Origin of the sequence: Rahnella sp. ChDrAdgB13 (genome assembly GCF_017655185.1) — a bacterium.
GTDB classification, from domain to species: domain Bacteria; phylum Pseudomonadota; class Gammaproteobacteria; order Enterobacterales; family Enterobacteriaceae; genus Rahnella; species Rahnella contaminans.
This window is the reverse complement of the sequence record NZ_JAEMGT010000023.1, coordinates 111,392-133,789: the sequence shown is the minus strand read 5'-3', so window position 1 is coordinate 133,789 and position 22,398 is coordinate 111,392. Positions and strand designations below refer to the sequence as shown.

Genomic DNA, 22,398 nt, shown 5'->3' with positions numbered 1-22,398 from the left:
TAAATATGTCTAAGAAAATGGGTCAGGTTAAGTGGTTCAATGAAAGCAAAGGTTTTGGTTTTATTGAGCAAGCTGATGGCGGTAAAGATGTCTTTGTACATTTCTCCGCAATCGCAACGGATGGTTTCAAAACTCTGGCTGAAGGCCAGCGTGTAGAATACACCATTCAGGACAGCCCGCGTGGTCCGGCTGCTGCTAACGTTATCGCTCTGTAATCAGAGAATAATGTGATGATATGAAACAACTCGAATTGTCTTTCATATCAGCAGAGTAAAACCCGCCCAACGGCGGGTTTTTAGTGCCCGAAAAGAAATGAGCTTTAAAGAAGTTCGCAGTAAAAATAATCGTTAAACAAATTCGCTCATTAGAGGTTTTTTATAAAAAAATAACTTAGATATGGGCAAACGCATCCGAACAATAATAAAAAAGTGTGTTCATGGATGCCCAAAGAAAGGATAGAAATTATGATGTTAAAAATGGGTTTAGTTAAATGGTACAACCAGGCTAAAGGCTACGGTTTTATTTGCCCTCTGGATGGTTCTTCTGAGATTTATGTTCAGCGTACCTCCATTGCCAATACCGGTAATAAATCACTGAGTGCCGGTCAGCGTGTAGAGTTCACCACTTACCGCAGCGTAGCACATGGCCCTTCAGCGGCTGATGTTATTGCGTTCTAAGTCTGGTTTTTGTAATGCGCCGTTGAGCTGAATTTTACGCTCCGGCAAAAATATGTTATCGGTATCCACAGTTTATCGCTGCCACGGATACCGATATGTCTCACCCGGTTATATCTCTCAGTTCGGCCCGCACCCTGCATTTATCTGCACAAAATCTTCTTAAACCTCTGACCCGAAAACCGTCTGCCGGTGATGTTGTCGATTCCATTCAGAATATGGGATTGCTGCAAATCGATACGATCAGCGTGGTTGCCAGAAGCCCTTACCTCGTATTGTTTAGCCGCCTCGGAAATTATTCCCCACAATGGCTGGAAGATGCGTTATCTGAGGGGAAAATTTTTGAATACTGGGCGCACGAAGCCTGTTTTATCCCTCGCGAGGATTACGGGTTATTGCGGCACAAGATGCTGAACCCGCAGGGCATGGGATGGAAATTTTCTCAAGACTGGTTTGATGAACATCAGGCTGATATTCAAGCTCTTCTGAGCCATATTGCAGAAAAAGGTCCGGTGCGTTCTGCGGATTTCAGTGCGGAGAAAAAATCAAACAGCGGCTGGTGGGACTGGAAACCGCATAAAAAACATCTGGAAACGCTGTTTACTTCCGGAAAGCTGATGGTGTCCGAGCGACGTAATTTTCACCGCGTGTACGATCTTGCAGAGCGCGTCATGCCCGGCTGGGATGATGCGGCGCAGGCACTTAGCCAGGAAGCGGCGGAATATCAAATGATGTGTCGTTCAGCGCAGTATCTGGGGATATTCAAAGCGGAATGGCTGGCAGATTATTATCGCCTTAAACGTGTTGATACCCGGAAAGTGATTGAAACACTCCTGGAAAATGGAGAAGTTACGCCTGTTGAAGTCAGCGGGCTGGAGGGAAAATATTATGTCCACCAGCAACAATTTCCTCTGTTGCAAAAAGCGCATGAGTCACGAATCAGCTCAACGGTGACAACACTGCTTTCACCGTTCGATCCGGTTGTGTGGGATCGCAAGCGCGCCTCGACTCTTTTTAATTTTGATTACCGGATTGAATGCTATACGCCGGAGGCAAAGCGTCAGTACGGGTATTTCACGTTACCGATCCTTCAGCGCGGCGAGTTAGTCGGGCGCATAGATGCCAAAATGCACCGCAAGGAAAAGGTTCTGGAGGTGAAAAGCCTTCACCTCGAGCCTGAAGTCACGATGACATCCCGGCGTGCGCAGGACATTCAGGGCGCGATTACGCGCTTTGCTGCATGGCAGGGAGCAGAAGACGTATTGTTTTCGAAAGGGCCGGAAGCGTTAACGGTGTTATGGAATACGGGTTGGCGCGTCTGATCCAGAAAGTAAAACGGCTGCATCAGGCAGCCGTTTATTCACGATGATTGCAGGTGTTACTCAGCATTAGTTGCTGAAGTTAGCGAACATTGCGATGATTTTGTTAATAGTTTTCATTTTGTGCTCATATCAGAAGTTTATAATGTGATGTGCATCACAAAAAAAATTGTACTCCCACGTAATCTGCAACGCAATCCTTCATGAGTGATATTTTTTAATCACATTAATTTAACTTTCTGGAGGCGTAACAGAAGGTGACGTGAGGATTAACGGAGAGGGGGTGTTATGCTATTCTCTGGAGCCGTTGTATTGTGTTTTCCAATGCATTTTTGCGTGACGCCCTGCTGAAAAGCGGTGTATTCGCCTCCGGGAGGAATTAATGGACCATCGTTTACTTGAAATCGTTGCGTGCCCTGTGTGTAACGGGAAACTGTACTTCAATAAAGAAGCACAGGAATTAGTGTGTAAAGCCGACAGTCTGGCTTATCCGGTTCGGGACGGCATCCCAGTATTATTAGAAAACGAAGCCCGCCCGCTTTCTGTTGATGAGACACATCCATGAGTTTTATTGCAATTATCCCGGCCCGTTTTGGGTCCAGCCGCCTGCCCGGTAAGCCTTTGGCCGATATTAACGGTAAACCGATGGTTGTGCACGTCATGGAACGTGCGCTGGAATCCGGTGCGAAACGCGTGATTGTAGCGACCGACCATCCGGAAGTTGTGGCCGCAGTGAAAGCTGCAGGTGGTGAAGTCTGCCTGACCAGCCCTGATCATCAGTCTGGTACCGAACGTCTGGCAGAAGTTATCCAAATTTGTCAGTTTGCAGATGATGAAATCATCGTTAATGTGCAGGGCGATGAGCCGCTGATCCCGCCGGTGATTGTCCGTCAGGTCGCTGAAAATCTGGCTAACAGCGTTGCGGGTATGGCAACGCTGGCAGTACCGATTGAATCTGCCGAAGAAGCCTTCAACCCGAATGCAGTAAAAGTGGTTCGCGATGCTAACGGTTACGCCATGTATTTCTCCCGCGCGGCCATCCCTTGGGAACGTGAGCGTTTCGCTGTTTCTAAAGACACGATTGGCGACGTCTTCCTGCGCCATATCGGTATTTATGCCTATCGCGCCGGTTTTATCCGTCAGTACGTTCAGTGGGAACCGAGCAAACTGGAGCACATTGAGTTGCTCGAACAACTCAGGGTGCTGTGGTATGGTGAAAAAATCCACGTTGATGTCGCGAAAGCCATTCCTTCAGTAGGGGTTGATACTCCGGAAGATCTGGAACGCGTACGTAAGATCCTGGGCCACTCGCATTTCTGAGCCACGGTTAGCGGACGGAATGCGTCACATTCCGTCCATTCTTATCTGACGTTCCTTCCAGTTTCCGAGTTATCCTCTCTCTCCTGAAGCAATTATCCGGTTTTTGTTTGATCTGAAACGGGGTATTCATCTGTCGAAGCTTTCATCATAAACGTTAATCTTTTCGTCACTGCGAATACGTTATGGAACAGCTAAAAGCCGAGTTAAGTATTGTTTTGGGCGAGCGTTTATCCCGCCTTGAATGCGTCAGTGAACAACCTTATGCCCATCTTTTTTCTCTTTATGATGAGCAGGGCTATGCAATGCCGCTGATGGCGAAAAGTTTTGTCTGCGAAGGCATCGCGGGGCAGGAAGCCTACAAACTCTCGATGCTGGCCAGAGAAGGCGTAGTGCGCGTGCCGACGGTTTACGGCATGGTCACGACGCATCAAAAACCCTATCGGGAAATTTTGCTGATTGAACGTCTGCGCGGCGTCTCAGCAGAAGCACCCACCCGCACGCCGGAACGCTGGAAAATATTGCAGGAGCAAATCGTTGAGGCGATGCTGGCCTGGCACCGTATTGACAGCCACGGTTGCGTCGGTTCAGTCGACAGCACCCAGGAAAACCGCTGGGAAAACTGGTATCCGCAACGTGTTGAAGTGCTGTGGTCAACCTTATCAAATTTACAGGCGCCGGAACTCACGCCGGAAGATCGCACGGTGCTTTTCCGTTCCCGATCCAGCATTGCGACCTTGTTCAGGGAATTCGATGACACGCCGGTTCTGGTTCACGGCAATCTTTCCCTGCGCAGTATGCTGAAAGACCCGCGCAGCGATCAGCTTCTGGCGATGATTAATCCGGGTACCGTTTTATGGGCACCGCGTGAATTTGATTTGTTCCGTCTTTGGGAAAAGGGCATGAGCGAGCAACTGCTGTTCAGCTATTTGCAAAAAGCGCCCGTCTCAGACACCTTCCTTGAGCGCCGTTGGTTCTATTTACTGTGGGAATCTGTCGCGCACCTTATCCATACCGGTAAGCTCGATCGCCGCCAGTTTGACTATGCGCGACAGCAACTGTTGCCGTGGCTTAACTGACGGGCTTCTTTTCGGATGACGGCAGCGTCATCCATTGCCAGATACTCCCCAGCGTTTCGTACCACGCCCGTTCACTGTGAGATAAGAAAAGTGCCTGCGGAAGGGCTCTTTCCCACGGGTTAAGCGGGGAATCAATTGCCAGCTGATTAGCCGGAGCCGGGATTGGGCTCAGTCCCGCCTGCCTGAAGAAAACCAGTGCGCGGGGCAGATGATTGGCGGAGGTTACCAGCACGAAAGGCTGATCACCGGCCAGAATTTTTACCTGCTGCGCTTCCTGATGCGTATCCCGTGGCTTATCGAGCAAAATGATATCACTCTCCGGCACACCTAAACTCTCCGCCACTTTCCCTGCAACGGCCGCACTGCTCACCGGATTTGTCATGGCCTGCGCGCCGGTAAACACGATTTTCGATCCCGGATTTGCACGATAAATTCGGATCCCCTCTGCGACGCGGGGCAGGCTGTTGCTGATCAGGTTGGAGCTGGGTGCCCAGTCCGGGTTATAGGTATAGCCGCCACCGAGAACGACAACGTATTTTACCGGCGGATGCGCCTGAGGCTGATACGTCGGATAGCCAGATTCCACCGGGCGAAGTAAATTGTCAGCCACCGGCTGGAGGCTCAGCAGTAGCAACAGCAGCCAACTCAGTGAAAAAAACACTTTTCCGGTTTTTTGCCAGCGGGTCATCCATAACAACACCAGCGCGATCGCCATCATCAGCAGGATAAAAGGCAGTGGCATTAACAGGCCGCCGACAGTTTTTTTTAGGATAAATAGCATCAGAAACCGGTCCTTTTGGGTGAAAAAACGACATCCGGGCGTGAATCAGCGTCAGGATGATTTATTCTATGCCAGCCTGTGCCAAAATAGCACCTCACGCGGCGATGCCGCACAGAGATAACCCGGCAAAACGTTTTCAGGAACAAGGTTCAATTCATGCAGGATCGTAATTTTGACGATATGGCCGAAAAGTTTTCGCGCAATATCTACGGCACAACGAAAGGACGTATCCGTCAGGCCGTGCTGGGTCAGGATCTGCAGGAGTTGATGAAGACTTTGCCGCAGCGGCCGTTGCGTATTCTTGATGCAGGCGGTGGCGAAGGGCAAATGGCCTGCGAACTGGCCGCTTTAGGACATCAGGTCTTGTTGTGCGATCTCTCCGGTGAGATGATCCGTCGCGCGCAGGCTGCGGCGATTGAAAAAGGTGTGAGCGACAACATGCAATTTGTACATTGTCCCGCTCAGCACATCGCAGAACATTTGGAAGCGCCGGTTGATCTGATATTGTTTCACGCGGTCATTGAATGGCTTGCGGAACCCCAACAGGCGCTGGCTGCATTGACCGATTGCCTGGTGCCGGGTGGCGCAATCTCGCTGATGTTTTACAATATCCACGGTCTGGTCATGCGGCACATGATCCTGGGAAATTTCGGTCATGTTGAAGCCGGCGTGCCAAAAATCAAAAAGAGCTCCCTGTTGCCCGATCATCCGCTGGAACCTGCGCAGGTCTATCAGTGGCTGGAAGAGCTTGGGATGCAGATAAGCGGCAAAACCGGTGTTAGAGTATTCCACGATTATTTGCGAAACAGACAACAACATAAGCAGGATTTTGACGAGCTTCTGGCGCTGGAACAGCGTTATTGCCGTCAGGAACCTTTTGTTAGTTTGGGACGTTACATCCATGTGATGGCGCATAAACCCATTCTGAAGGACGAATTATGAGTGAATTTTCCCAGACTGTACCCGAACTGGTCGCCTGGGCACGGAAAAATGATTTCTCAATTTCGCTGCCAACGGAGCGGCTGGCTTTTCTTCTGGCAATTGCCACGTTAAACAGCGAGCGCCTTGATGGGGAAATGAGTGAAGGTGAGCTGGTCGACGCGTTTCGCCACGTCAGTAAAGGTTTCGAGCAGACAAACGAAACGGTCACCGTTCGTGCCAATAACGCCATCAATGATATGGTGCGTCAGCGCCTGCTCAACCGGTTTGTCAGCGAACTGGCGGATGGCAATGCCATTTATCGCCTGACGCCGCTGGCCATCGGTATTTCAGATTATTATATCCGTCAGCGTGAATTTTCTACCCTGCGGTTGTCTATGCAATTGTCGATTGTTGCACAGGAACTTAAGCGTGCGGCCGATGCCGCCGAAGAGGGTGGCGATGATTTCCACTGGCACCGCAACGTTTATGCGCCGCTGAAATATTCCGTCGCTGAAATTTTTGACAGTATCGACATGACCCAGCGGATCATGGATGAGCAGCAACAGGGCGTGAAAGATGATATCGCCGGGTTGCTCAACAAAGACTGGCGTGCGGCCATTTCCAGCTGTGAAATCCTTTTGTCAGAAACCTCGGGCACGCTGCGTGAATTGCAGGATACGCTGGAAGCTGCGGGCGACCTGTTGCAGGCGCACCTGTTGCGTATTCAGGATGCCACGATGGTGGAAATGGACCTGAGCTTCGTCGACAAACTGGTTTTCGATTTACAGAATAAACTCGACCGCATCACCAGCTGGGGCCAGCAGGCGATTGACCTGTGGATTGGCTACGACCGCCACGTGCATAAATTTATCCGTACGGCTATCGACATGGATAAAAACCGCGTATTTGCGCAGCGTCTGCGACAGTCGGTTCAAAACTATTTTGACCAGCCCTGGACGCTGACATTCGCCAATGCGGATCGCTTGCTGGATATGCGTGATGAAGAACTGGCATTGCGCAGTGAGGAAGTCACCGGTGAGTTACCGCCGGATCTGGAATTTGAAGAATTTAACGAAATCCGCGAACAGCTTGCGGCATTGATTGAACAGGCATTACAGGTCTATCAACAACAGAAAACGCCGCTCAATCTGGGCATGGTAATGCGCGAATATCTCAAACAGTATCCGCGGGCCCGACACTTTGATGTCGCGCGAATTGTGGTCGACCAGGCAGTTCGCCTTGGTGTGGCTGAAGCAGATTTTTCAGGGTTGCATGCCGAATGGCAGGCAATCAATGATTACGGAGCCAAGGTGCAGGCCCATGTCATCGACAAATATTGAACACATAATGCCAGCTAAGCTGGCGCAGGCGCTGGCAAATTCAGTGTTTCCTGCTCTCGATAGCCAGCTCCGTTCTGGCCGCCATATTGGCATTGATGAACTCGATAACCACGCTTTCCTGATGGATTATCAGGAAGAAATGGAGTTGTTTTATAGCCGCTACAGCGTAGAGCTGATCCGGGCACCGGAAGGTTTCTTCTATTTGCGCCCGCGCTCGACGACGCTGATCCCCCGTTCGGTGCTTTCCGAGCTGGATATGATGGTGGGGAAAATTCTCTGCTATCTGTATCTCAGCCCGGAACGCCTTGCGCACGAAGGGATTTTTACCCAGCAGGAACTGTATGACGAGCTGCTAAGTCTGGCCGATGAAAACAAGCTGCTGAAATATGTCAATCAGCGCTCGACCGGTTCGGATTTAGATCGCCAGAAATTACAGGATAAAGTCCGTACGTCTTTGAACCGTCTGCGCCGTCTGGGCATGGTGTATTTCATGGGTGTCGACAGCAGCAAATTCCGTATCACCGAAGCGGTATTCCGTTTTGGTGCGGATGTTCGCAGCGGCGATGATGCCCGTGAAGCACAGTTACGGATGATCCGCGACGGCGAAGCGATGCCCGTCGACAGTGCGTTGTCACTGAACGATGAAAGTGAAGACGGCGAGTTGCAGGCAGGGCATCAGGGACCTGATAGCGCAGAGGATGAACAGGAATGATTGAACGCGGTAAATTTCGCTCACTGACGCTGGTTAACTGGAACGGGTTCTTTGCCCGGACTTTTGACCTCGATTCACTGGTCACCACACTTTCCGGCGGTAACGGTGCGGGTAAATCCACCACCATGGCTGCGTTTGTTACGGCGCTGATCCCTGACCTGACACTGCTGCACTTCCGTAATACCACCGAAGCTGGTGCAACCTCCGGTTCCCGCGATAAAGGCCTGCACGGTAAATTGCGTGCGGGCGTGTGTTACTCGGTGCTGGATGTGGTGAACTCACGCCACCAGCGCATTGTGGTTGGCGTACGTTTGCAACAGGTTGCAGGCCGTGACCGCAAAGTTGACATCAAACCGTTCACCATCCAGGGCTTGCCGGTTGCGGTTAATCCGACGGAAATGCTGACGGAAACGGTGGGTGAGCGTCAGGCTCGCGTGCTGTCTTTGCAGGAGCTGAAAGATCGCGTCGAAGCCATGGAAGGTGTCCAGTTTAAGCAGTTCAACTCGATCACTGATTACCATGCACTGATGTTCGATCTGGGGGTCATACCGCGTCGTTTACGTTCGGCGTCTGACCGCAGCAAGTTCTATCGTCTGATAGAAGCCTCGCTGTACGGCGGGATTTCCAGCGCCATCACACGTTCCCTGCGTGACTACCTGTTGCCGGAAAACAGCGGTGTGCGTAAGGCATTCCAGGATATGGAAGCCGCGCTGCGTGAAAACCGCATGACGCTGGAAGCTATTCGCGTAACGCAATCCGACCGTGACCTGTTCAAACATCTGATTTCTGAAGCGACATCTTACGTGGCGGCCGACTATATGCGCCACGCCAATGAACGTCGTATTCACCTCGATGGCGCGCTGGTATTGCGTAACGATTTGCTTACCAGCCGGAAACAGCTGTCCGGCGAGCAATACCGTCATGTCGAAATGGCGCGTGAACTGGCCGAGCAGAGCGGTTCACAAAGTGATCTGGAAACCGATTATCAGGCAGCCAGCGATCATCTCAGTCTGGTGCAGACCGCGATGCGTCAGCAGGAAAAAATCGAGCGTTATGAAGGTGATCTTGAAGAGCTGACGTATCGTCTGGAAGAACAGAATGAAGTCGTGGCGGAAGCCAGCGAACTGCATGCTGAACATGAAGCGCGAGCTGAGGCCGCCGAGCTTGAAGTCGATGAGCTGAAAAGCCAGCTTGCCGATTACCAGCAGGCGCTGGACGTTCAGCAAACCCGTGCGATTCAATACCAGCAAGCGTTGCAGGCCATTGAACGTGCGCGCGACCTGTGCCAGATCCCGGATCTGAGCACACAGAACAGCGAAGAATGGCTGGAAACATTCCAGAGCAAAGAACAGGAAGCCACAGAAATCCTGCTCCAGCTGGAACAAAAAATGAGCGTGGCATCAGCGGCGCACAATCAGTTTGAAACTGCGTATCAGCTTGTGGTGAAAATCGCCGGTGAAGTCAGCCGCAGTCAGGCCTGGCAAACCGCGCGTGAATTATTACGCGACTGGTCTTCTCAGCAGCATCAGGCAGAGCGCGTCGAACCGTTGCGCATGCGTTTGTCCGAGCTTGAAGGCCGTCTTCGTGAGCAGCAGGACGCTGAGCGTCAGTTGCAGGAATTCTGCAAACGCACCGGGCAGGATGTGCAGCCGGAAGATCTGGACGAAATGCAGCGCGAGCTGGAAGTCCAGATTGAAGAGTTGCAGGGCGTAGTTTCACAGGCCGGTGAACGCCGCATGGAAATGCGTCAGGAACTCGAACAGGTTCAGTCGCGCATCCGTGAACTGACTGCCCGTGCGCCGGTCTGGCTGGCCGCTCAGGAAGCACTGAGCCAGCTGAGTGAGCAAAGTAAGGAACCGCTGGAAAACAGCCAGCAGGTGACTGAATACATGCAGCAGTTGCTGGAAACCGAACGGGAAACGACGGTTGAACGCGATGAAGTCGCTGCACGTAAGCGCCGCATCGAAGGCCAGATTACCCGTCTGAGCCAGCCAAGCGGTGCGGAAGATTCCCGCATGATTGCGCTGGCCGAACGTTTCGGTGGCGTACTGCTCTCCGAGATTTATGACGACGTCACCATCGACGACGCCCCGTATTTCTCCGCGTTGTATGGCCCGTCACGTCACGCGATCGTCGTGCCTGATCTGTCGTTGATCCGCGATCAGCTCGACGGGCTGGATGATTGCCCGGAAGACCTCTATCTGATCGAAGGGGATCCGCAGTCATTTGACGATAACGTCTTTGAAGTGGAAGAAATGCAGGGTGCGGTGCTGGTCAAAACCGGCGACCGTCAGTGGCGTTATTCCCACTTCCCGCAGGTACCGCTGTTTGGCCGTGCCGCGCGTGAAAATCGTCTGGAAACCCTGCATAAAGAACGCGAAAATTTATCCGAGCGTTACGCGACACTGTCGTTTGACGTCCAGAAAATCCAGCGCGCGCATCAGGCGTTCAGCCGCTTCATCGGCAGCCATTTGGCCGTTGCTTTTGATGCCGATCCTGAAGCAGAAATCCGCACGCTAAGCGGACGTCGTGGTGAGCTCGAGCGCGCTCTGAATGCGCACGAAAGCCAGAATCAGCAGCAACGTCAGCAATACGAACAGGCTAAAGAAGCTGTCGCGATGCTGAACAAATTGCAGCCGCGTGTTGGTTTATTATGCGACGAAACGCTGATCGACCGTGTGGAAGAAATCCGTGAAGAAATGGATGAAGCGCAGGATTCTGCCCGTTTCATCCAGCAGCATGGCATTTCTCTTGGCAAACTCGAACCGCTGGTCTCGGTGTTACAAAGTGACCCGGAACAGCACGAGCAGCTGAAAGAAGATTATGCGCAGGCTCAGCATTCACAGCGTCTGGCGAAACAGCAGGCGTTTGCCCTGACCGAAGTCGTTCAGCGTCGCGCTCACTTCGGCTATACCGATTCTGCCGGTATGCTCAATGAAAACAGTGACCTGAATGACAAACTGCGCCAACGCCTGGAGCATGCGGAAGCGGAACGTACCCGCGCTCGTGAGCAGATGCGTCAGCATCAGACCCAGCTGACGCAATACAGCCAGGTTCTGGCATCCCTGAAAAGTTCGTTTGATGCGAAACGCGACATGCTCAAAGAACTGAGCCAGGAATTGCAGGATATTGGCGTTCAGGCCGATCCGAACGCCGAAGCGCGCGCCAAAACGCGCCGCGATGAATTGCATACCGCTCTCAGTACGAACCGTGCACGCTGCAACCAGCTCGAAAAACAGATTACTTTCTGTGAAGCCGAGATGGACAATTTGCAGAAGAAATTGCGCAAGCTGGAGCGCGATTACCATCAGAGCCGTGAGCAGGTGGTGACGTCGAAAGCCGGCTGGTGCGCCGTGATGCGTCTAGTGAAAGATAATGGCGTTGAGCGCCGTCTTCACCGCCGCGAGCTGGCCTATATGGACGGCGACGAACTACGTTCTATGTCGGATAAATCCCTCGGGGCGCTGCGGCTGGCAGTGTCTGACAACGAACATCTGCGCGATGTGCTGCGTCTTTCCGAGGATCCAAAACGTCCGGAGCGCAAAATTCAGTTCTACATTGCGGTCTATCAGCATCTGCGCGAGCGTATCCGTCAGGATATTATCCGCACCGACGATCCGGTGGAAGCCATCGAACAGATGGAAATCGAGCTGGGACGCCTGACGGAAGAACTGACGGCGCGTGAACAACAGCTGGCCATCAGCTCGAAGAGTGTGGCGAATATTATTCGCAAAACGATTCAGCGTGAACAAAACCGTATCCGCCAGCTCAACCAGGGTCTGCAGGCCGTGGCTTTTGGTCAGGTCAAAAGTGTGCGTCTGAACGTCAATGTACGTGAAGCCCACGCCGGTTTGCTGGATGTGCTTTCTGAACAACAGGAACAGCATCAGGACTTGTTCAGCAGCAACCGTCTGACTTTCTCCGAAGCGCTGGCAAAACTGTATCAGCGCCTGAATCCACAGATCGATATGGGGCAACGCACGCCGCAAACGATCGGTGAAGAACTGCTGGATTACCGTAACTACCTCGAAATGGAGGTGGAAGTTAACCGTGGTTCTGATGGCTGGCTGCGTGCAGAGAGTGGCGCGTTGTCTACCGGTGAAGCGATCGGTACGGGTATGTCGATTCTGGTGATGGTGGTTCAGAGCTGGGAAGATGAATCGAGCCGCATGCGTGGTAAAGATATTTCGCCTTGTCGCCTTCTGTTCCTCGACGAAGCGGCCCGTCTGGATGCCAAATCTATCGCGACTCTGTTTGAGCTTTGCGACAGGTTGGAAATGCAGCTTATTATCGCGGCACCGGAAAATATCAGCCCGGAAAAAGGTACGACTTACAAACTGGTACGTAAAGTGTTCGGCAATAACGAACACGTGCATGTAGTTGGTTTACGTGGATTTGCTCCGGAGCTTCCTGCACTGGCAACGACAGAGGCCGACGTTTCCTGATCCGTTTCTGAAGTCCTGACGCCCTGGTATTTTACCGGGGCGTTTTTTATTGTTTGCGGCTCCTTATTTTCTTCATACTGTTTTCCTTAAATATTGATTTACCCTCAGAATATTACTTATTCATTTCTCTGATACTTTATTAAGAATATGTCTTATCCATAAATAACTATTAAGACATTTTTCAAATACCTGGCTGAATAGTGAGCTGATGCTTTGCCGCAGAATGGAAAGTGCACAATGAAGTCTTTATTTCGGCTGACGGCTGGCTTAGAGTCTTTACGTGAGATACGGACTCTATTGCATTGAGTTCCTACGCAAAAAAAGAATTCTCTTTATATACTTAATCTAAGAGCTGCTGGCTTAATTTTGGGGATCAAATTGGGCAATTTATCGGGAGGCAAGGGAAAATGTTAATGAATCAAAGGTCTCTCAGGTTTTTAGTCGCCAGCTGTCTGCTGGCAAGCGGTCTGTCGCCATGGTTTTCTACCTGGGCCGCAGTACCCACTATGCCGGTAGGAAAAACTACGCTATCCAGCGTTCAGAGCATGAGTCAGTTGCAGGCAGAACTGGCGCCGCGTGGCATTCGTCCGTTGTATTTATCGTCTTTGTCCTCACTTTACGCTGCCAATCATATGCAGCCGATGTGGAATGACAGAGGATCCATCCAGATTTTCCAGCAGCAATTAGCTGAGCTGGCGATTTCAGGCATTCAGCCGCAGTTTACTCAGTGGGTTAAATGGCTGACGGATCCTGAGGTTAAGGGAATGGCGCGCGATGTTGTGTTGTCCGATGCGATGCTGGGGTATTTGCAATTTACCAGCAGCGTCGAAGCCAATGGCGACAAATGGCTTTACAGCAACGTGCCATATAAAATGACTACGCCGCCGCTGACGGTGATTAACCAGTGGCAACTGGCTGTACGTCAAAGTGACACGGCGCGGTATCTGTCAACGCTGACGCCACAGCATCCTTATTACGCTAAAATGCACGATGCCCTGAAGCTGATGCTAACAGACAATCGTCCGTGGCCGGTGATGACTGGCGCTGCGAGTTTACGTCCCGACCAAATCAGCGATGACGTGCCTGCTCTGCGTGAAATACTGACCCGGACGGGGATGATGGTGGCGTCACCGGAAGAGGCTAAATCGCCGAAACCGACCGATGAAACTATTGCGCCTAATGTACCGGGAAGTGCGTCGAATGACGATTTGTCTGTCGATGAGACCGCCGATAAATCTCAGCCAGCGACACCGGCGGTCAGTCCTTCTGCGACTTCGGTTCAGGATGTGTTGCCGACGGTTCAGGCCGGTGATACACCGGCTCCGGCCGCGCCGGTTGCTGTGTCGAATAATCAGTACACACCGGATCTGGTCGAAGCCGTTAAGCGCTTCCAGAAATGGCAGGGGTTAGAAGCTGACGGTATTATTGGCGGACGCACGCGCCAATGGCTGAATGCATCTCCGCAATTGCGCGCCACATTGCTGGCTCTAAACATTCAACGTTTACGTATTCTTCCGGGCAATGTGAATACGGGCATTATGGTGAATATTCCTAACTACCAGCTCACATATTATCTCAACGGCAGCGAAGTTTTATCCTCGCGGGTCATTGTCGGGCGTCCGAGCCGCAAAACGCCTTTAATGAGCAGCGCGCTGAATAATGTCGTGGTCAACCCGCCATGGAACGTGCCGACGACCTTAGTGCGTGAAGACATTGTGCCTAAGGCCATGAACAACCCATCGTACTTCCAGCAGCACGGTTATCAGGTGTTGTCCGGCTGGAGCAATGATGCGGAAGTGATTGATCCGTCGATGATTGACTGGGCGATGGTTTCGCCAAGTCATTTCCCGTATCGCATCCGTCAGGCACCAGGCGCGAGCAATTCCCTTGGCCGGTATAAATTCAATATGCCGAGTTCAGATGCTATTTATCTGCATGATACGCCTAACCACAACCTGTTCAGCAAAGACATTCGTGCGCTGAGTTCAGGGTGCGTGCGTGTAAACAAAGCGTCGGAACTGGCCAATATGTTGTTGCAAGATGCGGGCTGGAACGATACCCGAATTTCTTCAGCGCTTCAGGGCGGTAATACGACGTATGTAGCGATCCGTCATCACATACCGGTAAAACTGTTCTATCTGACGGCCTGGGTGGCTGACGACGGTAAGCCGCAATTCCGTACAGATATTTACAATTACGATGCGACTGTGAGATCAGGTGCACAAATTTTGCCTCAGGCGGAAATATTGCTCCAATAAATGCAGTAAAACTAATCTGATAAAGGTCTGAATACTTGGCCTGACAACGAGCGTGAGCCACTGGCACGCTCGTTTTGCTTTGCAGGGTCCCTTGACTCGCAGAAATTTGGCGGTTAAGGTTCAAAACGGTTCCGAATGGGGCTTATTTTTGACTCTCTTACCGGATAGTAAACTGTTCATGAATGAAATCGACAAACATCGCCGTAAATGGCTGGCATTAGGCAGTGCCGCTATGGGGATTGCATTGCTTCCGGGTCGTGCATTCGCCACTCTTTCCACACCTCGTCCGCGTATTTTAGTGGTTAACAATCTGAATACCGGCGAAACCCTCAAAACTGAGTTTTTCGATGGAAAGCGTTATAACAAGGATGAGTTGGCCCGGTTGAATCATCTGTTCAGGGACTATCGTGCGGAAAAAATAAAAAGCATCGATCCCGCGCTTTTCGACCACCTCTATCGTTTGCAGGTTATGCTCGGCGGAACGAATAAACCGGTTCAGTTAATTTCCGGCTACCGTTCTCTGGCGACCAATAACAGTATGCGTGAACCGGGGAGCGGCGTAGCAAAACACAGTTACCACACGCTCGGGCAGGCCATGGATTTCCATATTCAGGGCATCGAACTGAGCAATATCCGCAAAGCAGCATTAAAAATGCGGATGGGTGGTGTAGGATATTATCCACGAAGTAACTTTGTGCACATTGATACCGGACCAGCACGAACCTGGTAGTGTGCGTAATTAATGGCCTGCCCAAACGGACAGGCCATTTTGTGGAGCCCTATGAAATTCCATCTTATTACTGTCACGGCGTTCAGCCAGAATTGCTCACTGATTTGGTGTACAAAAACGAATCAGGCCGCGCTTGTCGATCCGGGCGGAGAAGCAGCAAAAATTATCCGCGAAGTATCCGATAAAGGTGTGCTGGTTACGCAAATTTTGCTGACACACGGCCATCTTGACCACGTCGGTGCCGCAGCTGAACTGGCTGCCCATTATCAGGTGCCGATCATTGGGCCACAAAAGGAAGATCAGTTCCTGCTCGATGCGTTGCCAACGCAAAGCCAGATGTTCGGCCTTGATCATTGTGACCCGCTGACGCCAGATACCTGGCTGGAAGAAGGGGATACCGTGAGCGTGGGCGAGGAAATACTCTCTGTGCTCCATTGCCCGGGACATACGCCGGGACACATTGTTTTTATCAATGATAAAACGCGCCTGGCAGTTTCAGGTGATGTGATTTTTAAAGGCGGAGTAGGGCGCAGTGACTTCCCGCGTGGAGATCATCAGGCGCTGATTCACTCAATCAAAACAAAATTATTGCCGTTGGGTGATGATATCGTCTTTATTCCGGGTCATGGACCAATGTCCGATTTTGGCTATGAACGTAAAACCAACCCCTTCCTGCAGGATGAAATGCCGGTCTGGTAAACGTTTTGGCTAACAGAATACCAATACAAAAAGCCCGTCAGTTTCCAGACGGGCTTTTTAATGGAATTCAGAACGCCGAATCCTTACAGCACGGCGACAATGGCTTCACACAACGGTGCCATGTTTTCGAGCGTAATACCGGCTACGTTGATACGGCCAGAGTTCACTGCGTAAACGCCGAATTCATCACGCAGACGCAGCACCTGATCTTTGGTCAGGCCGCTGAATGAGAACATCCCGTTCTGATTGATAATGAAGCTGAAATCCTGCTGCGCGCCTTTTTCCTGCAACGTGCTGACAAACAGCTGACGCATGCGGTGAATACGCTGACGCATATCGCTCAGTTCCTGCTCCCACAGCGTGCGGAGTGCCTCGTTACCCAGAATAGTGGCAACAACAGCGGCGCCGTGAGCGGGTGGGTTAGAGTAGTTTGCACGGATCACGGATTTCACCTGGCTGAATGCGCGGTCTGCGGTTTCAGCATCAGCCGCCACCAGCGTACAGGCACCCACGCGTTCATTGTATAGCCCGAAGTTTTTCGAGTAAGAGCTCGCAACCAGCAATTCTTTATGATTAGCCACAAACAGGCGCAAGCCGGCAGCGTCTTCTTCCAGACCTTTGGCAAAGCCCTGATAAGCGAAATCAAACAGCGGCAACCAGCCATTGGCGACAGACAATTCTGCCAGTTGGGCCCACTGTTCAGCCGTCGGATCAATGCCTGTCGGGTTGTGGCAGCAACCATGGAATAACACCACGTCGCCAGCTTGTGCGTTGCTCAGGCTTTTCAGCATGCCGTCAAAATCGAGGCTGTGATTCGCGGCGTCGTAATAATTGTATTCTGCTACTTCCAGACCGGAAGCAGAGAAAACGCCTTTATGGTTTGGCCAGCTTGGATTGCTGACCCAAACGCGTCTTGCGCTGGTCTGGGTGGCGATAAAATCGGCTGCAATACGTAATGCGCCGGTTCCGCCCGGAGTTTGTGCGGTGCGGGCACGTTTGTCGGCAATCACAGCGTTGTTTTTGCCAAACAGCAATTCCTGCGTACAGCGTGCAAAATCAGGTAACCCGTCAATGCTCAGATAGGTTTTTGTCGTTTCATTTTCCAACAGGAATTGTTCAGCTTTCTTCACACTGGCCAGAACCGGTGTTTTACCGGTTTCATCTTTATAAACACCAATCCCCAGATTGATTTTATTTGAGCGGTCGTCCGCGCGGAAAAGATCGGAAAGACCCAGAATCGGGTCGGCAGGTGCTGCAGTGATTTTTTCAAACATGTTGGAAACTTCCATAGCCTGATATTGCGAAAGAGGGCATCAGGGTAACGCCGGAGACCTTATTTGCCAACCGTTTGCGGTAAAAAGAAAGCAGAGTTGTGAGAACACGTACGAGATTAAAATAATTTATGAGATAGGGTGGCAAAGCTCTTTTCAGGCAAATGCTAAAAAAGCAAAAGGCAGAGCCGAAGCCCTGCCTTGATATCCACTTTGATGCGCCCGAAAGCGCATCGTTAAGCGATATTAGAACTGGTATTGCAGACCAACACCAACGATGTCGTCTGTGCTGCGACCGGCTGCTTTGGTGTAGCTGTTGTCATCCAGCAGGTTGATTTTGTAGTCAACGTAGGTAGACATGTTTTTGTTGAAGTAGTAGTAAGTACCAACTTCTACGTATTTAACCAGGTCAGCATCGCCGCCAGCGTAGGTAGAACCGTTGTTGGTGAAACCATTCAGGTTCTTACCTTTAGACTGCAGGTATGCGATAGACGGGCGCAGACCGAAATCGAACTGGTATTGAGCTACAACTTCGAAGTTCTGAGTTTTGTTAGCAATCGCGTCTGGGTTACCGTAATCGGTGGTGTTGCGTGATTCACCGTAGAAGGTTGCCAGGTACAGGTTGTTAGCATCGTATTTAGCGCCGAATGCGTATGCGTCAGCTTTGTCACCAGTACCATCTTCTTTCTGCAGAGTAGTACGGTTAGAAGAGAAGTAAGCACCAGTGATACTAACACCAGAGTTGCCGATTGCGTAAGCTGCAGAAGTACCCCAGCCGTCGCCATTGGAATCAACTGCACCACGGCTGTCACGACCTTCGTCGTTTTTACCCTGGTACTGTACAGCGAAGCTCAGGCCATCAACCAGACCGAAGAAGTTGCTGTTACGGTAAGTAGCCAGACCATTTGCACGACCAACCATGAAGTTGTCGTTGTTCTGGTACATGGTGTCATCGCCATAGATTGGCAATTGGTCGGTGTAGGACATTACGTCGTAGATCACGCCGTAGTTACGACCGTAGTCGAATGAACCAGCATCACCGAATTTCAGACCTGCGAAGCCCAGACGAGTTTTGTTGCCTTCGTCGCCAGCGCTTTCTGCGTGGTTAGCCTGAACGTTGTATTCCCACTGGCCGTAACCGGTCAGTTGGTCAGTAATTTGAGTTTCGCCTTTAAAGCCGAAACGAACATAAGTCTGGTCGCCGTCATCGCCAGCGTTGTCAGAGAAGGTGTGACGTGCATCAACTTTACCGTACAGGTCCAGTTTGTTGCCGTCTTTGTTATAGATCTCTGCTGCATTAGCTGCACCAGCAACTAACAGAGCTGGGATTACCACTGCAAGAATGTTGCGCTTCATCATTATTATTACCCTCATTGGTTTTATTCGGACACCTGCCACTGCCGTGAATAATTCTTTACGGAACTATTCATGAAAGTTTGGTGTCTCCTGTGTCTGAACGCACTATTCCATCCGAGGTTCGCTTAATCCATAGCGAAAATGCTACTAAATTACTAAATATGTTTCAGTTAGAAAAAATGTATTTCAAAATGTGTATTTTACGGAACTTTGTGACAGGGATCTATCTTTAAAAATGACAAAGGCCAGCTAAGCTGACCTCTGAATTGTGGCAATTTTGTAAAATAAAAATACGTTACTTAATTAGAAGGTTGCATTACGTGGTGTGCGAGGGAACGGGATCACATCACGCACGTTTTGGACGCCGGTCACATAAGCAACTAAACGCTCAAAACCTAACCCGAAGCCAGAGTGTGGCACGGTGCCGTAACGACGAAGATCGCGATACCACCAATAATCTTCCTGTTTCAGACCCATCTCAGCCATACGGGCGTCCAGAACATCCAGACGTTCCTCACGCTGTGAACCCCCGATAATCTCACCAATGCCTGGTGCCAGAACATCCATCGCGGCGACTGTCTTGCCGTCGTCGTTCAGGCGCATATAGAAAGATTTGATATCTTTAGGATAATTTTTCACAACGACCGGCGCTTTAAAATGCTGCTCAGCAAGATAGCGTTCGTGTTCGGATGAAAGATCCACACCCCATGAAACCGGGTTTTCGAATTTCTGACCGCAATTCATTAGGATTTCTACTGCATCGGTGTAATCCACCTGCGCGAAATCGGAGGTTACAAAACGCTCCAGGCGTGCAACAGCATCTTTGTCTACGCGTTCTGCGAAAAAGGCCATATCGTCTGAACGTTCGTTCAGAACGGCCTGGAAAACATACTTCAGCATGTTTTCAGCCAGTGACGCGATATCGTTCAGCGTTGCAAAAGCAATTTCAGGTTCAACCATCCAGAACTCAGCCAGGTGTCGGCTGGTGTTGGAGTTTTCTGCACGGAATGTCGGGCCGAAGGTGTAAACCTTGGACAGCGCGCAGGCATAGGCTTCACCGTTCAGCTGGCCGGACACGGTCAGGAAAGATTCTTTACCGAAGAAGTCTTCGCTGAAATCTACTTCGCCTTTGTCGGTACGCGGCAGGTTTTGCAGATCCAGCGTGGAAACGCGGAACATCTCGCCTGCGCCTTCAGTATCAGAAGCAGTGATCAGCGGGGTGGATACCCAGAAGTAGCCGTTTTCGTGATAGAAACGGTGAATCGCCTGAGACAGGGTGTTACGCACGCGTGCAACCGCACCAATCAGGTTTGTGCGCGGACGCAGGTGAGCTACTTCGCGTAAATATTCGATGCTGTGGCGTTTTGCCGCCATCGGATAAGTATCAGGATCATCCACCCAACCCACGACCTTAACGGCAGTTGCCTGCAGCTCGAAACTCTGGCCTTCGCCAGGTGAAGCCACAACGGTACCCGTCACTTCTACTGAGCAACCGGTCGTCAGGCGCAGAACGTCTTCCTGATAATTGGGCAGAGAATTATTGACGACGGCCTGTAATGGATTAAAGCAGGAGCCGTCATAAACGGCGACGAATGAGATACCAGCTTTAGAATCTCTCCGGGTACGTACCCAACCGCGTACGGTGACTTCACTGTCAACCGCAGCACGGCCTTGCAGTACGTCGACTACAGGCACAACGCTCATAGATTTCTCTCTTTCTTTATATATGTTGACTAAGAAATATTGGACACCCTGTAAAAAGGGATTTTGCTATGTTACTTAGCCTTTCTCAGGACACAAGCAGAAATCGTCATCGTCAGCCAAGAATTCACAGGCAGAAGGATGGATTGGCTGAAATTATTAACCGAACGAATGAAAGCCGAACGAATTAAATCGTAGCTATATAAAGGAAGAGAATGCGAGGCATTATTACGGGGAAAAATACATCACTGTGCCGGCGTTCATTTTTCCGGCACAGTATTTATGTCTTAGGATGCTTTCTTAACCAGCGGCAGATCGAATGCCTTACGCAACGCTTTTACAAACGCTTTATCCTGGCAGATGGTTTTTCCCGGGCTGTCAGAAAGTTTTGCTACCGGTTTGCCATTGCACTGAACCAGTTTGATCACGATGTTCAGCGGTTTGACGTGCGGGATATTACAGGTCAGGCGTGTGCCGATACCAAAGACCAGATTCACCCGCTGATGGAAATGCCGGTACAAATGCAGCGCTTTATCCAGGTCCAGATTGTCGGAAAACACCAGCGTTTTGGTCATCGGGTCGATTCCGAGCGCCTGGTAATGTGCAATCGCTTTTTCACCCCATTCAACCGGATCCCCGGAGTCATGACGCAGTCCCTGATAAGCGTTGGCGAATTTTGTTCCGAAATCACGCAGGAAAGCATCCATGGTGATGCAGTCCGTGAGGGCAATGCCCAGCTGATCGGGATATTCTTCAAGCCAGGCTTGTAAGGCCGCGCGCTGGCTGTTCGCCAGAACCGGGCTGATTTGCTGATGTGCCTGGAACCACTCGTGCGCCTGTGTTCCAACCGGCGTCAGCTGCAATTTATGGGCTAAATCGTAGTTGCTGGTGCCGACCAGATAAGGGAATTCGTTTTTCAGCGTGGTGACAATCGCTTCCTGAACTTCACCGGAGAAACGGCGACGCGTGCCGAAATCCATCAGCCGAAAAGCGGAAAGATCAATGTCAGCGGCCTGTTCCTTGAAACTGGCGAGATTTTTACGCAGCTGATCGACCGCCATTTTCGCGGTAATATCCGGCGAGCGCTGACGGTGCACAACTTCACTGATGACGGCCAGCAGCGGCACTTCCCACATAATCACTTCACGCCACGGCCCTTCAATGCGCACGTGCAAATGCCCGTTGTGATCGGAAACGGTGACATGTTCAGGATTGTAGCGGAACGTTTTCAGCCAGTTGAGATAATCCCGGGTGAAGAAGGGCAACCCGGAAAGATAGGTGAATTCGTCGTCGGTCAGCGCCAGTTGGCTCATTTTCTGGATCTGCAGACGAATTTCGCCGGCGTATTCGCCCAGAAGTTCATCACCGCGGCAACGGAACTCAGCCACGACGTTAATATTGCGATAGCGATGGTAAACCGCTTGCTGCATATGAAGCTTGTAGGCATCGGTATCTAACAGCGAAGTCAAAATCGGGGAGGCGTATGGAATCATAGCGCGCTTACAGCATCCTCGTCAGAAACTGAGTGTTTGAACACAAACAACCGTTCCGTAAAAAAAACGTTCTGGATAAAACAGCAAAGTCTGTGAAGTATACCGTATTATCCTGTTAAAGAACCCTCATCACATCATAATTGTCTGCAAATGGTCGAGGCTTAATTGTGCTCAAACATAGGGAATATGGGCAAACAGGCGATCTTCCGGATTAAAAAAAGCACAAATTGATTACATAAATTTAATCAACCTGACATTCAGAAAAGAAAAATCGGGGCGATTTTACCCCGATTTTTGTGTGT

Annotated in this window: 18 protein-coding genes; 13 read left to right on the top strand and 5 right to left on the bottom strand. The window is 50.9% G+C overall.

The genetic code is table 11. The annotated features are described in order from the left end of the window. The first annotated feature begins 5 nt into the window (after window positions 1-5). The 6 genes from J8X26_RS08205 to J8X26_RS08180 all read left to right on the top strand — a co-directional run bounded on the left by J8X26_RS08205 (window position 6) and on the right by J8X26_RS08180 (window position 4,389). Window positions 6-215, top strand: coding sequence for a cold shock domain-containing protein (locus tag J8X26_RS08205; RefSeq protein WP_104921457.1), 210 nt, complete (start codon window positions 6-8; stop codon window positions 213-215). Between the two features lie 249 nt (window positions 216-464). Beyond that, window positions 465-677, top strand: coding sequence for a cold-shock protein (locus J8X26_RS08200; RefSeq protein ID WP_104921458.1), 213 nt, complete (start codon window positions 465-467; stop codon window positions 675-677). 95 nt (window positions 678-772) lie between these two features. Continuing rightward, window positions 773-1,996, top strand: a complete 1,224-nt coding sequence (locus J8X26_RS08195) for a winged helix-turn-helix domain-containing protein (protein ID WP_208950630.1) — start codon at window positions 773-775, stop codon at window positions 1,994-1,996. Between the two features lie 379 nt (window positions 1,997-2,375). Then, on the top strand, window positions 2,376-2,558 hold the full coding sequence (locus tag J8X26_RS08190) for a Trm112 family protein (protein WP_104921460.1): 183 nt from the start codon (window positions 2,376-2,378) through the stop codon (window positions 2,556-2,558). Next, a complete protein-coding gene (gene kdsB, locus J8X26_RS08185; protein ID WP_208950629.1) occupies window positions 2,555-3,313 on the top strand; it encodes a 3-deoxy-manno-octulosonate cytidylyltransferase in 759 nt (252 codons plus the stop codon). The genes J8X26_RS08190 and kdsB overlap by 4 nt, the downstream gene beginning before the upstream one ends. Window positions 3,314-3,495: 182 nt before the next feature. Beyond that, the gene (locus J8X26_RS08180; RefSeq protein WP_152324158.1) at window positions 3,496-4,389 is read left to right on the top strand and encodes a YcbJ family phosphotransferase; all 894 of its coding nucleotides are present in this window, start codon (window positions 3,496-3,498) and stop codon (window positions 4,387-4,389) included. Here J8X26_RS08180 and elyC read toward each other — a convergent pair. Continuing rightward, complete coding sequence (elyC, locus tag J8X26_RS08175; RefSeq protein ID WP_208950628.1) at window positions 4,382-5,170, bottom strand: envelope biogenesis factor ElyC; 789 nt, start codon at window positions 5,168-5,170, stop codon at window positions 4,382-4,384. The genes J8X26_RS08180 and elyC overlap by 8 nt on opposite strands. A gap of 156 nt (window positions 5,171-5,326) precedes the next feature. On the opposite strand from elyC, the gene cmoM reads away from it, so the two are divergent. The 7 genes from cmoM (at window position 5,327) to J8X26_RS08140 (ending at window position 16,275) form a co-directional block, all read left to right on the top strand. Beyond that, the gene (gene cmoM / locus J8X26_RS08170) at window positions 5,327-6,112 is read left to right on the top strand and encodes a tRNA uridine 5-oxyacetic acid(34) methyltransferase CmoM (RefSeq protein ID WP_152324156.1); all 786 of its coding nucleotides are present in this window, start codon (window positions 5,327-5,329) and stop codon (window positions 6,110-6,112) included. Next, on the top strand, window positions 6,109-7,431 hold the full coding sequence (gene mukF / locus J8X26_RS08165; protein ID WP_152324155.1) for a chromosome partition protein MukF: 1,323 nt from the start codon (window positions 6,109-6,111) through the stop codon (window positions 7,429-7,431). Before cmoM ends, mukF begins: the two co-directional genes overlap by 4 nt. Then, window positions 7,412-8,143: a chromosome partition protein MukE gene (gene mukE / locus J8X26_RS08160; protein WP_152324154.1), complete on the top strand. Its 732-nt coding sequence runs from the start codon at window positions 7,412-7,414 to the stop codon at window positions 8,141-8,143. Before mukF ends, mukE begins: the two co-directional genes overlap by 20 nt. After that, window positions 8,140-12,588, top strand: coding sequence for a chromosome partition protein MukB (gene mukB / locus J8X26_RS08155; protein WP_208950627.1), 4,449 nt, complete (start codon window positions 8,140-8,142; stop codon window positions 12,586-12,588). Before mukE ends, mukB begins: the two co-directional genes overlap by 4 nt. A gap of 407 nt (window positions 12,589-12,995) precedes the next feature. Further along, window positions 12,996-14,846: a L,D-transpeptidase gene (gene ldtD, locus J8X26_RS08150; protein ID WP_208950626.1), complete on the top strand. Its 1,851-nt coding sequence runs from the start codon at window positions 12,996-12,998 to the stop codon at window positions 14,844-14,846. Between the two features lie 178 nt (window positions 14,847-15,024). After that, window positions 15,025-15,576 carry a YcbK family protein gene (locus J8X26_RS08145; protein WP_152324151.1) on the top strand — a complete coding sequence of 184 codons (552 nt, stop codon included), beginning with the start codon at window positions 15,025-15,027 and terminating at the stop codon, window positions 15,574-15,576. Between the two features lie 51 nt (window positions 15,577-15,627). After that, entirely contained in the window at window positions 15,628-16,275 is a 648-nt protein-coding gene (locus J8X26_RS08140) for an MBL fold metallo-hydrolase (RefSeq protein WP_165058084.1), read from the top strand. 83 nt (window positions 16,276-16,358) lie between these two features. On the opposite strand, the gene J8X26_RS08135 is transcribed toward J8X26_RS08140, so the two are convergent. From J8X26_RS08135 to pncB, 4 genes are all read right to left on the bottom strand, one after another. After that, the gene (locus J8X26_RS08135) at window positions 16,359-17,549 is read right to left on the bottom strand and encodes an amino acid aminotransferase (protein WP_152324149.1); all 1,191 of its coding nucleotides are present in this window, start codon (window positions 17,547-17,549) and stop codon (window positions 16,359-16,361) included. A gap of 243 nt (window positions 17,550-17,792) precedes the next feature. Further along, window positions 17,793-18,905: a porin OmpC gene (gene ompC, locus J8X26_RS08130; protein WP_275858770.1), complete on the bottom strand. Its 1,113-nt coding sequence runs from the start codon at window positions 18,903-18,905 to the stop codon at window positions 17,793-17,795. 300 nt (window positions 18,906-19,205) lie between these two features. Beyond that, a complete protein-coding gene (gene asnS / locus J8X26_RS08125; RefSeq protein WP_152324148.1) occupies window positions 19,206-20,606 on the bottom strand; it encodes an asparagine--tRNA ligase in 1,401 nt (466 codons plus the stop codon). A gap of 284 nt (window positions 20,607-20,890) precedes the next feature. Then, window positions 20,891-22,096, bottom strand: coding sequence for a nicotinate phosphoribosyltransferase (gene pncB, locus J8X26_RS08120; RefSeq protein ID WP_208950625.1), 1,206 nt, complete (start codon window positions 22,094-22,096; stop codon window positions 20,891-20,893). Window positions 22,097-22,398: the final 302 nt, after the last annotated feature.